This is a genomic window from Parafilimonas terrae, from assembly GCF_900115755.1.
In the GTDB taxonomy this organism is placed as follows: Bacteria; Bacteroidota; Bacteroidia; order Chitinophagales; family Chitinophagaceae; genus Parafilimonas; species Parafilimonas terrae.
The window spans coordinates 253,323-267,949 of sequence record NZ_FOXQ01000004.1 but is presented as its reverse complement, the minus strand read 5'-3'; the positions used below and the strand labels follow the sequence as shown (position 1 = coordinate 267,949).

General features: G+C 42.1%; 6 protein-coding genes and 1 tRNA gene. 3 read left to right on the top strand and 4 right to left on the bottom strand.

Going from position 1 to position 14,627, the window contains the following annotated elements; genetic code table 11:
- Window positions 1-337: 337 nt before the first annotated feature.
- Complete coding sequence (locus BM015_RS21830) at window positions 338-3,565, bottom strand: sigma 54-interacting transcriptional regulator (protein WP_245751330.1); 3,228 nt, start codon at window positions 3,563-3,565, stop codon at window positions 338-340.
- Between the two features lie 227 nt (window positions 3,566-3,792).
- Here BM015_RS21830 and BM015_RS09090 point away from each other — a divergent pair, with 227 nt between their 5' ends.
- Window positions 3,793-4,815: an LLM class flavin-dependent oxidoreductase gene (locus BM015_RS09090; protein WP_090657517.1), complete on the top strand. Its 1,023-nt coding sequence runs from the start codon at window positions 3,793-3,795 to the stop codon at window positions 4,813-4,815.
- A gap of 428 nt (window positions 4,816-5,243) precedes the next feature.
- On the opposite strand, the gene BM015_RS09080 is transcribed toward BM015_RS09090, so the two are convergent.
- Window positions 5,244-5,316: transfer RNA gene (locus tag BM015_RS09080), tRNA-Lys, on the bottom strand.
- A 76-nt stretch (window positions 5,317-5,392) separates the two neighbouring features.
- On the opposite strand from BM015_RS09080, the gene gmk reads away from it, so the two are divergent.
- Window positions 5,393-5,968 (top strand): guanylate kinase, encoded by a 576-nt coding sequence (gene gmk / locus BM015_RS09075; RefSeq protein ID WP_090657513.1) that lies wholly within the window; start codon window positions 5,393-5,395, stop codon window positions 5,966-5,968.
- Here the strand turns inward: gmk and BM015_RS09070 are convergent.
- Window positions 5,957-6,490, bottom strand: a complete 534-nt coding sequence (locus tag BM015_RS09070) for a Uma2 family endonuclease (protein WP_090657511.1) — start codon at window positions 6,488-6,490, stop codon at window positions 5,957-5,959. The two genes, gmk and BM015_RS09070, sit on opposite strands and share 12 nt — an antisense overlap.
- A 52-nt stretch (window positions 6,491-6,542) precedes the next feature.
- Between BM015_RS09070 and BM015_RS09065 the strand changes: the two genes are divergently transcribed.
- Window positions 6,543-7,364, top strand: coding sequence for an SDR family oxidoreductase (locus BM015_RS09065; RefSeq protein WP_090657509.1), 822 nt, complete (start codon window positions 6,543-6,545; stop codon window positions 7,362-7,364).
- Between the two features lie 22 nt (window positions 7,365-7,386).
- Here the strand turns inward: BM015_RS09065 and sov are convergent, their stop codons facing one another.
- Window positions 7,387-14,580: a T9SS outer membrane translocon Sov/SprA gene (gene sov, locus BM015_RS09060; RefSeq protein WP_090657507.1), complete on the bottom strand. Its 7,194-nt coding sequence runs from the start codon at window positions 14,578-14,580 to the stop codon at window positions 7,387-7,389.
- Window positions 14,581-14,627: the final 47 nt, after the last annotated feature.

Sequence of the window (14,627 nt, the reverse complement as noted above, 5' to 3'; positions counted from 1 at the left end):
CAGTGGGAAAAACAATAGCCATGCCATTGCACAGTTATTTAATAATCAATATGTTATAAACAGGAAGACGGGAAGGATTACACTATATTCCGTCAATTGGCGAAGCAGCACACTGTATATCGTAAATTGGTGTGTACAATTTATTTCTTTGCGCAGATATTAAAGGCTATAAGTATGATTATATGTAATTGCAGCAGTTAAGCAGATGCCTGTATTAATTATCTTACTCAATAATATAACAGCACAATATTTAAGGTTGCATGACAGATATTACGATTAAGAAAGTATGCATGTTTACACTTTAACCTTAACAGTTTTATTTTTCAGGTATTTGGAGTTATTGAAAATAATCTCCTTTCATAATGTTCAGCTTTTTCATTTTAGAATGCAGGGTTGTGGAAGGAATGCCCAATGCACCGGCAGCGCCGCCGCTGCCTGATATTTTACCGCTGCATTTTTTAAGAACTTCGATAATATAATTACGCTCCAGTTCTTCAAGTGTTTTATTTGAAGCATCCGCATAATCATTGTCTTCATTACCAAATGCCTTTGGCAATTGTATTTCGTTCAGCACATTTCCCTGCGTTAAAAGAATACTCCGCTCAATTAAATGTTCCAGCTCCCGCACATTACCGGGCCAGGCATAGCCTTTTAATTCACGAAGGCATTTTGCAGATATGGATGTTATATTCTTTCCTGAATTTTTACAATACCGGGCAAGAAAAAATACAGCCAATGCTTCAATATCTTCTATACGGTTTCTTAGCGGAGGCAATGTAATGGGAAATACGTTCAAACGATAAAAGAGGTCAGACCTGAAGCGCCCGGATTTTACTTCACTTTCCAGGTTACGGTTAGTAGCTGCAATTATTCTTACATCTACTTTAATAGTAGTTTTTCCGCCCACCCGCTCCAACTCGCGTTCCTGCAAAACGCGCAATAATTTCACCTGGGTTTCAAGTGGCATTTCACCAATTTCATCAAGGAATAAAGTGCTGTTATTGGCCAGCTCAAACTTGCCAATACGTCTTTCAATAGCACCGGTAAAAGCGCCTTTTTCATGGCCGAATAATTCGCTTTCTATAAGGTTAGGCGGCAATGCGGCGCAATTCACTTTTACCATCAGTTTATCCTTCCTGGGAGATGCATTGTGAATGGCGCGGGCTATCAGCTCTTTGCCGGTGCCTGTTTCGCCCAACAACAGAACGGTGGAATTAGATTCAGCAACAAGCGACATAAGGTGATATACTTTTTGCATCTCAGGCCCGCTGCCAATAATATCAGAAAAATTATAGAGCGTACTTATCTGCTCCCGCAGGTAATCGTTTTCTACCTCCAGTTGTTTTTTATATGCCAGTAATTTTTCATTGGCCTGTATATTGGCAATGGCAATAGATATTTGCGCACAAATGCCTTTTACCATCAATTCGCTCACGTGGTTGGCATGCAGCCAGATTGTGCCGAGGTTTTTACTGCCCGTTCGCAACGGCAAAGCATACGTATGTTTAAACCCGGTAGTTTGCCATAACCTTGCATAAGGGTTGCCTGTTGCGGCTTCATCATCCACATTCAAAACAACACCTTCATCACTGGCAAGCACTTTAGTTGTATAATATTCATTAATGGTAACCCGCCTGGCTACCATTTCATCAAAAAAAGATTTCGATCTTGATTTATCATATAAAGTGGTATCATACATAAACGGGCTGAGGTTAAAGCCATCTTCGTCAATCACCTGTATCATGGCTAATTGTATGTGCATGGTTTTTTCCAGCACTTTAAAAATAGCAGCCTGCAATTCTGCCTTGGTTCTTACGCGGGCAATATCATTGCTGAATTCCAGCAGAAAGGTTTGCTCCTTGTGTTTTTTGTAGATTTGCTCCGTAGAAATAATATTGGAAACAGCTACGGATATATGGGCGCAAACAGCTTTTAGCAAATTGATTTTTAGTTTCCCGCTCTTATTTGTATCAATATGCAGAAAAGCGCAGCCAATATTTTTTCCGCCCACCCGCAATGCTGTTCCTAATATTCTTTTAACGCCAAGTTTTTTCCAGAAATAAACATAAGAAGGCATGCCGGTGTGCGCAGCCAGTTTATCTACTTCAAATACAACAGGGTTTTCCGAGTTCATCATTTGTTCAAAAACAGGATCGCCAACCGGGAACTTTTCTGAGGTTATTTCATCATAGCCTGGTTCTGCCTTTATACGGTTTCCAAGATCAAGCATAAATGAACTGTAAGTATGGTCTTCATTTATCTGCAGGAACCCAAAATCTTCAATAGAGAATAAAGTTTTGAATTGCTTATTTACTACTTCCTGCAAATCTTCCTTTTTTTTCAAAGCAGCTATTTCTTCACTTAAAGAAAGCAAAGCAGATTTTTCCGCTTCCCTTTCGGCAATTTCTTCATTTGACCTGATGTTTGAAATAGCGATAGATATTTGCGCGCTTATGCCTTCCAGCAGTTCCAGGTTTATCTTTTGTGTTATCACCCACAATACGCCCAGCATGGCAGTGCCGGTTTTAAGCGGAACGCCTACCATTTTTTGAAAGCCCGCTTTTTCCGGGCCAAGGCTTTTCCAGAACTCAATATAATAATCGGTATTACCTTGTTTCACTTCTTTAGCAAAATCAATTTGTACCGGTGCATTGCCGCTTAATACCCTGCCTGTGATGCCTTCATCTTTTCTCATTTTAGTTTGATAAAGATGTTTAAACCCGGGGTCGTTTTCGTAAAACACTTTTTCATCGTGCATAAATGGGCTTAGCGTAATACCGTTATCATCCAGCGTACGTATAAAATAAGTTTTTATCTGCGCCAGCTTTTTGAGGGATTGATGAATGGCCAGGTTCAATTCATTTTTTGTACGTGTTAAAGCTATATCGTGGCTAAAATCAATGAGAAATGATTTGTCATTATCCTTCTGCGACATTTCCTGGTTGATAATGATATTGGTAACGGCATTTGACAGATGCGGCGCAATGCCTTCCAGCACATCTTTAAAGTCATCAGGAAAACTGTCCGTTTTATCTGAGTACATCAATACATGGCCGAAGGTTTCCATTTTATTTTTCAACTCCACAATCATCGCCTTTCTTATACCGCATTCATAATTCACTTTCAAAAAACCGGGAATGCCCGGTTCGTTAATAATATCGTCTAAAAGGAAAGCTGCTGACGTGTTTGGGCTTTTTACCTGCGTAAGGAATGGGTCGGTGATAACAAATTCCATTTTAAGCAAAGAAGGCAGTTCTGTACGGTGCCTGATGGGCATAGATTCCCTGTCTATAAGAAAAGGATAATACGTTTTTTTCTGGTGATTAATAAGCGAAATAACGGCGTGTGTAAAATAAAAATATTGCTTAAGCCTTGATGAAAATACTTTGATAAGGTCATCCTTTCCGCGAACCTTTGTAATATCATTGCTTAAGGCCAGCAGTATCTCCCTTTCTGTTTTATAATATTCAATTTGCTGCCGGAGCGAATGTTTTTCTACAGCATCTTTCTTCGCAACTTTTACTCCCACACCGGCCTTCCCGCCTGAACTTTTTATTGAAGGCATTTTGCAGTAATCGGTTTTTATTTCTGTTACAGGCTTAGGAATAGATGAATATTAATTCATTTAAATCTCACGAATTTAATACAATTTAAAATCTTTTTGCAGTCTATTTAAATTGTATGCAGCGGCAATTAAACGTTTGCCAGCAGTTTACCCGGCGCATTTGTAAATCTTGTAAGAACTATATTTACATTTCATGTTTGTCTCAAAAATAAGGATGCAAAAAAGGTATGAAGAAAATAGGATTTTTATCGTTTGGGCATTGGGCTAACCATCCAGCTTATAAAACCCGTAGCGCAAGTGATACATTGCTTCAGTCTATTGATCTGGCGGTAGCTGCCGAAGAAATCGGGCTGGACGGCGCTTATTTCCGGGTACATCATTTTGCAGCGCAGTTAGGCTCTCCGTTTCCTTTGCTTGCTGCTATTGGCGCTAAAACAAGCAAAATAGAAATTGGAACAGGTGTTATTGATATGCGTTATGAAAATCCGCTTTATATGGTGGAAGATGCCGGCGCTGCCGATTTAATATCTCGGGGAAGGCTGCAATTGGGTATTAGCAGGGGGTCGCCGGAACAGGTAATTGATGGATGGCGTTATTTCGGATATGAATTGGCAGCCGGAGAAACCGATGCTGATATGGGACGCCGTAAAGCCCTGGAATTTCTGGATAAGCTGAAAGGCATTGGTTTTGCCCAACCTAATCCATATCCAATGTTTCCAAACCCGCCGGGACTGCTAAGGCTGGAGCCATACTCAGAAGGATTGCGGGAGCGTATCTGGTGGGGAGCGGCTTCTAATGCTACTGCTGTTTGGGCAGCCGAAAATGGAATGAACCTTCAAAGCTCCACGTTGAAATATGATGAAAGCGGAAAACCTTTTCATGTACAGCAGGCTGAGCAGATAAGGTTGTATAAAGAAGCGTGGAAAAAAGCAGGGCACCAGCGTGAGCCAAGGGTGTCTGTAAGCCGTTCTGTTTTCGCATTGGTAACAGACCAGGACCGTTATTTCTTTGGGCAAGAGGCGAAAAGGGCCGATACAATCGGAATGATTGAGCAAGACAAGCGGGCTATTTTTGGAAGAAGTTATGCTGCGGAACCAGATCAGCTTATAAAAGAGCTGGCGGAAGATGAAGCCATCCGGGAGGCAGACACGCTGCTTTTAACCATACCCAATACATTAGGCGTTGATTACAATATACATGTACTGTCTTCCATTTTAAAGTATGTGGCACCGGGCTTAGGCTGGCGTTAAATTTTTGATGAGCAGTGGAAAAGTTTGCACGGCTATCCCTTAAATAATTTTTAGGAGGTATGGTTTGGCATTGCCGGCAATACCGTCTTAAAAAAGTATATTTTGCCATAAATACTTCTGCATCATTTCAGGAAAGGTCATCCCTGGCGCTACAGGTAATTTGCTCGCAGCAAGAAATCTCTTATGCGGAGGCTTTGCACCAGGTAGAACGGTTAAAACAAGCTTCAAAGTTAAATTCATCATCAAAGAAGGGCAGGCAGCAGCACTCAAAAATTGGTCAGCAAAAAAAATTGGAAGCGCCGGAATGAAAGCCTGCTGTGAAACGACTTTATAACAAATTGATAATCACCTGGAATACGTTTAAAAATCAGGACAGTTATTTGGGCTAAATAAAAAAGGCCGCTGTTCAGCGACCTTTGATTTTCCGGTGACCCCGCAGAGACTCGAACTCTGGGCCCGCTGATTAAGAGTCAGCTGCTCTACCAACTGAGCTACGGAGTCAAATTTTTATAAAGGGTTATAGATTAATGGGCTGCAAAAATAACTGTTTAGCGTATTTTGCACGCCAATTTTTTTTATGGCTGAATACACAGGCAAATTAATAATCATAACAGCGCCATCCGGCGCCGGCAAAACTTCAGTCACTAAATATTTACTGGATAAAATTCCACAGCTTGCCTTCTCGGTTTCGGCCACCACGCGAAAGCCACGCAGCAATGAAACCAATGGCGTTGATTACTATTTTATTACTGAGGAAGACTTTCATAATAAAATACAGGATGATGATTTTCTGGAATGGGAAATGGTGTATGAAGGAAAGTTTTATGGCACCTTCAGAAGCGAGCTGGGGCGTATGTGGAATGAAAACAAAGTACCGTTGCTTGATATTGATGTAAAAGGCGCCATACATGTGTTTGAACAGTTTGATGAAAATTGCCTTACCATTTTTATTGAGCCGCCATCTGTTGAAGAATTGAAAAGAAGATTGAGTTCCCGCGGTACGGAAAGCCTGGAAAGCCTGCAAACACGTTTAAATAAAGCTGTGTTTGAATTGAGCTTTAAACAACAATTCAATAAAATAATTATTAATGATAAGCTGGAAGATGCCTGTAAAGAAGCTGAAGCCGCTGTGAAAAATTTTTTAGGATTGTAGGTTCACTGCAATGTCAAGTAAAGCAATAGTAAAAGAACCCTGTGAAGATGGAAGCGATTTGAAAGATGTGCCTTCATTTACAAAACCAGTGCATTGCAGCGTTTGTGGATCGATAAGCCAGTATTCCTTTACACCATATTCTGCATAAATTTCTTTCTTCTTTGTTTTGTCATATTTGGATGTGCCCGGTGATAAAACTTCAATCACCAGGTGCGGCGCGCCATGCACATAGCCGTCATCACCCAAAATATCCATTTGTTCTTCCGCCACAAAAAATATATCAGGGCGGTAAACATTTTTTTCGTTGATATAAATATCAACATCGCTTAATACTTTCCCTGCAGGATTTTTTCTCAAGTAGCTTTCTATACGGAAGAGGATAATCTTAACAATATCCTGGTGCTTCCAAATGGGGGAGGGTGACATAATTATATGGTCGTCTATTAATTGGCAACGGGTTCCTTCGGGAAGTATTTTAAATAATTCCAACGCTGTTCTCGGCGGGTGCAACATACTTTCCATACTGCTAATTTACGGAATTATAAATCTTTATTTTTATGGTCAATTAAAATGTATGCCATCATTCAAAAACAAAACCATATTCATTACCGGCGCAAGCCGGGGCATTGGAAAAGCCATTGCTTTAAAACTTGCTGAAAGCGGCGCTAATATTATTGTGGCAGCAAAAACGGTTGAAGAAGATGCACGGCTTGGCGGCACTATTTATACGGCGGCAAAAGAAATAGAAGCGGCCGGCGGCAATGCGCTGCCCGTAAAAGTTGACATTCGTGATGAGGAACAAATAAGACAGGCCGTTGAAGAAGCAGTAAAAACTTTTAACGGTATTGATATAGTTATAAATAATGCATCGGCCATACAATTAACCGATACAGAAAAGACCGAAGCAAAGCGTTTTGATTTAATGTTTAATATAAATGTTCGCGGTACTTTTCTTGTGACCAAACATTGTCTTCCTTATTTAAAAAAATCAGCCAATGCACATATACTTACATTATCGCCACCAATAAACATGGATGAAAAATGGCTGGATAAACATATTGCATACACCATAAGCAAATACAATATGACCATGCTGGCAATGGGATGGGCTGCAGAATTCAGGAAGTATAATATCGCATCCAATACGCTTTGGCCGGCTACTACCATTGCCACGGCTGCGGTTAAGAATTTATTGGGAGGTGATACATTAATACAAATGAGCCGCAAACCTGAAATAGTGGCTGATGCCGCTTTTTATATTTTAAGCAAAGCGGCCGCGGTATGCACCGGTAATAATTTTATTGATGAAAAAGTATTGGAAGCCGAAAACATAACGGATTTATCAACGTATGCCGTTAACCCCGGTGGCCCTTTATATCCCGATTTATTTTTATAGGTAATTTTTAAAAGTAACCCTATTAATTGCCTGTATTATTACCTGGCGCTATTGATATACGTATTTCAATACCTGCCCTGGTATTAATAATCGGCGCCGATGTGGATATGTATGGAATAATGCGCTGCTGTTCAAAATACAATTTAAGATCAATGCGGTTATTAATTAAATAATCAATATTAGGTTGTATGCTGATTGTTTTTTGCCCGCCCGTACTGTAGGCCGCCGGCTGGTCAAGCCTGCTGTTGGTTTGCAGGTCATTCCTGAACGATAAATCAAGGCTTATATTAAGATCTGTTTTATCCGGATCAGCTTTTATAAAAGGCAATTTAAACGGCATGTTCACACCCTTTTGCCGGAAGGTGCCGCCAAACGAAAATGAACTGCTGTTTACTTCACTCAACTGGTAATCATATAAACTCAAACTCAGCGTTCTGCTTTTTGCATATTCAAACCTTAATGACGTTTGCTCGTTGGTGGTAATATCAAAACCAATCAATGGTGCAAACTGCTCCTGTATGGTTAAATTAGGAATAAGGAAATAGGGAATGTAATTCCCGGAAACGGTGTCTTTGAAAGCAGGCTGGCCAAGATGCAGCGGATCATAATATAATAATGCGCTGGTAAAGCTGTTCATGCTGAAAGTGCTGGTATAACCGTGCGTAAGGGTAATATTGCTGAATGTATTGGCCAGAGATGGAATTCTCGTTAACCCGGTATAAGTTATACGCCAGTTAGGTAATGCGCGTACGCCGCTGAACGGGTTTGATTTTATGGTTGAATTATTTTCATTGATCAAAGAAACCGAACCGGCATCCTTGCCTGTGTAAGCTGCAATAAACGATGGCAGTAAAACATCCTGCTGATAACGCCCATAACCGGTTGGAAAACCATCGGCCTGGTAAGTTTGGTCCCAGTATGGGTTTGCTTTGGCAAGCCTGCCGGCTACTATCAAACGGTTATCCTGGAACTTCTTAAACGTGTTGGATATCTGGTTCGGGTTTGACTTTTTAAATAATGTCTGGAAACTGATATAAGAGACAGAGAAGCCACCGCCTGCCAGCGGACTTAAGTGATTGAATTCTTCACCGCCTGCCACGGTGGGAAGATTTTTAAATAACTCAGAATAATTTTTGGAGAATGTTTTTTGAATATTCAGGTCGATATTAAATTCCCTGAGCGGCTCAAGTTGTGCCGAAAAATTCAGCTGCTGCTGGTAATCCTGCGTGTACAGCAGGTTGAATAATGTGTCTTTTGAAATTACGCCTTCCCGCGCTTTTTTATTCAGCCAACTGGTATCCGGCTGCTTGCCAAAAATATAGGCATAGCCAGGCTGGCTGGCTTTTTGGTCCTGCCCCAAATATCCTGTTCCGCTTGTTATGCCCGGCACACGGCTGTTATAATTTTCATTATAATTTATGGACGCATGCTTAATCATGGTTACCAGGTGGCCTACAGCCTTTACAGCACCGGCTGGTCCTGTAGTTTGCCTGTTCTTCCGCTGTTGTTTACGGTAATCCCTCTTTTGCTGACGCCATTTTTGCAAGGCATGCCTTTTTTCAATGCCTCTTAATTTATTGCCGGAAGAATCTGTTATTACTTCCGCCCTTGGTTTTGGAGGCTGAATGCTGTCATTGGGATTTGCTTCCGTATCTGTATTATCATCCACCTGGCTTACGGCAGTAAGAAATTTTGATTTGGAATATAATCTTGTTAAATCAAACTCTGCTGTAAGGCTGTTTTGCTGCGAGTTTTCAATGGTGTTGCCAAGACTGGTGGCCAGTAAGCTGGCGCCTATCCAGTTATATGTAGTGGCATAGCTGTAGCGTCCATTGATCCAGTCCGTAAGCGGAAGCTTTGCAAAAGGAATATTATAACTTAACGTGGCCCGCTGCTGGTATAAAGTATTTCTGCCTGCATGAAAAAAGTTTTGCCGCACCGTATCTTTCTTGGCTTTTGTATTAAGCCTGCCAAACGGTTCATCCACCCTTGCATAAGCTATGGCAGAAAAATCCAGGTTGAGGCTCCGCGTAAAATCCCAGCGCAGGTTATAATACCTGTCGAAAGTGAAATACTTATCATACGTGGTATCCACCTTTTCTACTTTGGAATCGTAAGTGTTCACAATGCGCGGCACGTACATGCCAAACTGCCGGTTAATATCGTAGCGAACACTTAATAAAGATGGTATATAATTAAAATTGAAATCTTTTACTGGCGCCAGCCATGCACTTTTATTTTTAATGAGATTTTTAAAAGGCTCTTTGAATTTCGATGCATTGCTAAATGTATAACCAATACCTGCGCGGTAAGTTTTTATATTGTTAAGCGATATAGTTGGATTGGTCTGATCATATTCGGTATAAGAATAACTGAAATCAAAATTGCTTGGGCTCCAGAGTTTTGTTGTTGTTCCGCGCTGTGCAAACCGCACATTGGTAAAGTTGATGGTTTTAATAGTGGTAATATCAGCAGCAGCTTTTCTTATTGAATCCCTCCTGTTGCCTGCCATTTTCAGCTTATCTTTATAAAGAATATCAAGATCGTAGGGGTCGTATTCTGGCGTTAAAATAGTTTTATTGATGCTTGCATAAACGGGGATGGATAAACCCACGGATTGCGGTAATAGCTTGCCTGCATCAATATTTAAAGCCGCATCATACTGGAACATATTATCACGGGCCCGCTGGTTTACCTGCTGGTCAATGCTTCCAAAACCATAAGAATAAGTATTGGCCGAAAGCGACAGTGTACCCAGGTCGGCCAGTTGCATATCAACCCTGCCTAATGCAGCATAACCACCTTTTTCATCAATCTTTGAAAGCCTTAATTCATTCACCCAAACTTCCGTGCTGATAGTATTAGCAGTTTCATTTTCAATAGCGATTAAAATGCCTTCCACTTCGCCAAGGTTAGGATTGCCTTTAATGCCATATCTTCTTGAACCCACCTGTTCAGAATAATATTGGGTTATATTATTGGATGCTGCATTCCTTCTTATTTTAAGCTGAACCAAATCATTTAAAATGAGTTTAAGGTTATTGGAATCGGGCCATATTTGCTGGGCGGTTGTGCTGCCAAATGATGTGATTTGCAAAGGAATTTTTACTTCATAATAGTTGTCCAGGAAATCCTGGCCAATGCGTATAACTGCCGCAATTTGCCCGTTCGCCAATGCGGGCTGCTGCGTTAAGCCCGATTCAGCATGAATGAACATATCCACCTGGCCGTATTGCCGCAGGTCGAGGTTAAGCGTTTTGAATACAGCCCTTGAATCATTCTTTTGCAGGTTATTGATCTTTAAGCTCATGGCTTGTTCATTCTGCAAAAGGTTTACGCCGTTATTGCTTAATTCCTGTACCCGTTCAATGCCGGGCGGTATAACATACGGTATGGGCTGGCGGTTGCTGTTTTCTTCCACGTTCACGGCCAATAGATTCATAACAGTGGGAGAGTTGGAAGGAATTTGCGTGTAGCTGCCTGTTGTATCTACGTTGTATGTAAATGAACGCCATTGATTACGCACCATATCAAGCGTGGCAAAGCGCAGTACAACGGAATCTTCAAAACCGGAAAGGTACATGCGCATAAAGCGGATAGATTTAAAATCCGGTATCTGGCCTACTTTATTCGTAAAATCTTTTACCGGCACACGGAATAAATACCAGTCTTCCGGCGCTGAAGACCCATCGGCTAAACGTGGGTTTACCGTTTTTTTATCGGTAACATATTTAGTGCTGCCTACTGCCATGCCTGGTTTCAGGTCAACTTCGTATTCATAATATTCTTCCGTTTCATTCAGCGTATTATCCCTGTTCAGGTCTTCATTATCCGGGTATAAAGTGGCTGCCGGGGAAAACTGTGATGTGCCGGTATAGATAGGAGAGTTGCCCTGTGGATTATTATAATTTTTATACCTGCCCAAAATGCCTGTTCCGGCTGCATCATAGCCGGCATCGCGGTACCATTTGTAATCGTCGTTGGCAGGATCGGCATCGGCTTCCTGGTAAATACGGGAACCTGCGCCAAAATTGCTGGCGATATTAGCAAGATATGTGCTGCGCTGCACTCTTTCAGAATCATTTGCTTCGCCGTCAAAGCCCACATCCTGGTATTTCCTGTCGTCGGGGTCATTGCTGAAAGCCTGCGTAAGCTGAATGGGATTCACCGGCGTCCTGGCCCATGTTGAATAATCTGTAATAGCAGGGATTGATGGTGTTGGCAAACCATTTTCATAAAACCGCCGCCCGTCTTTCAAAATATCCTCGCTTATATTACCGAGATTGATGTACAGTTTACCACCGGTGCTGGCAGGGTCTTTAATGAAAGGGTCTTGTACCCAGAACTCAATGTATTCAATATTGCCGGTTTCAAAATCGGTCTGGTCGAGGCTGCGCATAATACCACCCCAGCGCTGGCGCGGGTTAAGCAGCTTGCCATTGGCATCAACATTGGCTTTATCATCAGCAAAATTGTAAGGGCCACGATCGGTTGGATAATAAGCAAGATCGAATGTTGAAGCAATTACATCAGTAATATTGGTTGTGCGGTTGGGAAATAATTCATTGGTATAAACCTGCCTTACACGCGGATCGCTTAATTCCTTCAAATTACCGCGCAAAGGATTATTGGGGCTCGATTTATCCTGAAGGATAGGTTCAATATTATACCAGGCAAGCTTGGCGCGGTTCTTACCATAATCCAGGTTATTGATCAACTGGCTTTCCGGGAATGAGCTTGGCGTGGAAGCAAGTGTCCACGAAATAAAAGGATAACGAAGGTCAACGCTGCTGGTAGCGCCTTCAAAATCATCAATATAAACAAGCCCGCTGCTGCCTTTGCCAATTTGCGAAGGATGGCCGGGTTTTAATACGGCGGCTTCACCATAAGCAGTGATTGAGCTTGTGGCATCTGAATTATAGAAAGGCAGTTTATTGATCAGTCTTGTTAATCCCGGCAATTCATTCTGATAACTGAAATCAACACCGTACATGCTGTTGCGTATCGGGTCTTCGCCATAATTAACCTTGGTGAAATAAGGCCTTTCTGCCAGCCGCTCCAAAGTGCCGCCAATAGAAAGATGTTTATTAGCCACGTAGTCAAGCCGCAATCCCATGAAGCTGCGTTGCTGCGTACCAAAAGTGGCATTGTTTTCAAACTGAACATTTACAGGTACCCCGGAATTAATGATCGCCTGGTTAATGACTTTTAATGTGCCGAGGTTATAGTCGATAATATAATCCGTGTTTTCTGTTAATACCTGCCCCCCGGCCGTTACGGTTACCGAGCCTCTCGGAATATTAAATGCGCCGAGATAGATATCGGTATTAGAACTGCCTTTGACCGTTCCCTGCAATTCGTACCGGTTAAGATTGGCATAGGTTTGCGCTATTGCTTTTATGGAATCGTATAACTGGAAGTAAACGTATTTCTTAACAGTATCCTGGTCAACGCCCTGGAAAGCGAGATCAGCCAGGTCTTGCCCGAAAGGTTCCAAAACGGGAAAGATAATTTTACCCTGTTGTGAAATAACGGTAAAGCCATCCACAAAATCATACAAACCATCCGGCTGGGGGTCGTTGCGGTTATTTAACCGGTCTGCACGGAGTATCTGGATAAGCGGCTGGCCTGCTACTGCAGGATCACTTACCGGCAGGTATCTTTTTAAACCGCCGCTGGGTTCCTGGTATAAAACGTTGAGTTTGCAATCGCCCTGCTGCATGCCCATTACATCAATAGAGTAAACGTTTTTCATCATTAATTGCCAGATAGGCAGGTTCACGCGCTGCGATGTGGCTTTTAACAGTTTCAGAAAAAGCACTTTTTGTACACCCTGTGTTGAATCAACTGTAACATCCTGTGAAAATTCCCCCACCTGGTAAACTTTGCCGTTGTAAGTATATTGATAAGCTACGCCCAGCACTTCATCGGGCTGCAACTGCACGTTCAGCGAAAGGAAGCCGACCTGCGGATTGTAGTAATATTCCGTAGAGTCGAGCTTGCGGGCAAATGTTTTTTCAAAATCATTCACCGGCGCCAGGCCCCTTGCAATCAATAAACTGTTTACCAGCGAAGGATCCCTGAAATTGGCATTTTCCAGCAGCGTTGTGTACAAGTCGTTGGTATTGTTTTGCGGCAAAACATCATTGGTTATGGTATGAATATTACTGTTGGCAGGTTCGCTTTCGCCTAAATCGGCGAAGCCAACAATGCTTCTTGTATTAGTGGTGGCGCCGGTGCGGTTGGTAACCCAAACTTCCATGCGCATAACCTGCACCTGGCTGTTTACCACCGGCAGGTTGCTCATGGCATTATTATAATTTTTCCTGAAATATTGCGCCAGCAAAAAATGCCGGTTTTCATCATAATCATCCAGCTTTTTCTTGATGGTCTGGCTTAAACCGCCCCCTGACAAGGCCACGGATTGCTGCTGCGATTTCTGGCTGGCCAGCGCGGCGGTAATAAATAATTTCCCAAACTGAAGCTGCGTTTTTATGCCAAACAGGCTTTGCGGGCTCGTCATTAAAGTGCTTTTGGTTTGGAATGAAATATTGCCGGCCTCCACCGATTTTAATATTTCATCATCCATACCCTTATAATCGAGCTTTAACTGGTTTTCATAATCAAAATTGGCAAGTGTGTTATAGCTGATGGGCAGTTTAAGTTTGTCGCCGATGCTGGCATTAATGTTCAGGTTGGTATTCATGTCAAAATCCAAACCGCCATTCCTGCGGGCATTTTCCGGCAAGGTTGGATTTTTAATTACCTGGCCCTGGTAACCCATGGTGAGGTCAACGGTGCCCTGCGGTTTTATATCAACCCTGAGACCGTTGGGGCCAAGGCCAAACATCCTGTCGAAAAGTTTGTCGTAAACACGGGGCGCCGGGCGTGAAATTTTACGGTTAAGATCGAGCAATGCCTGGCCGCGCCGGTTAAAATAATCATTCTCCTGCTTTTGGCTTTGCAGGCGGTACATTTCATCAAAAGTGAGGTAAGTGGGTTTGCGGTAAATAATATCACCAATCTTTTCCGTTAGATAATATTGATTGGTAATGGGGTCATATTCAATATTTTGTTTAATGAAAGAAGTATCTCTTATATCAAAAGGGTTCGCATAGTCCCACGAAAACCTGTCGCCGCGCCTGTCCTGCAAAGGATAATGCAGGCTGTCGTGCAGCGAATAACCTGTGGTATCTTTAACCTGTGCAGCAGCCATGTTGCAAAAGCAAAATACCAGCAGTATTATCAGTAAGAGTTTATCAG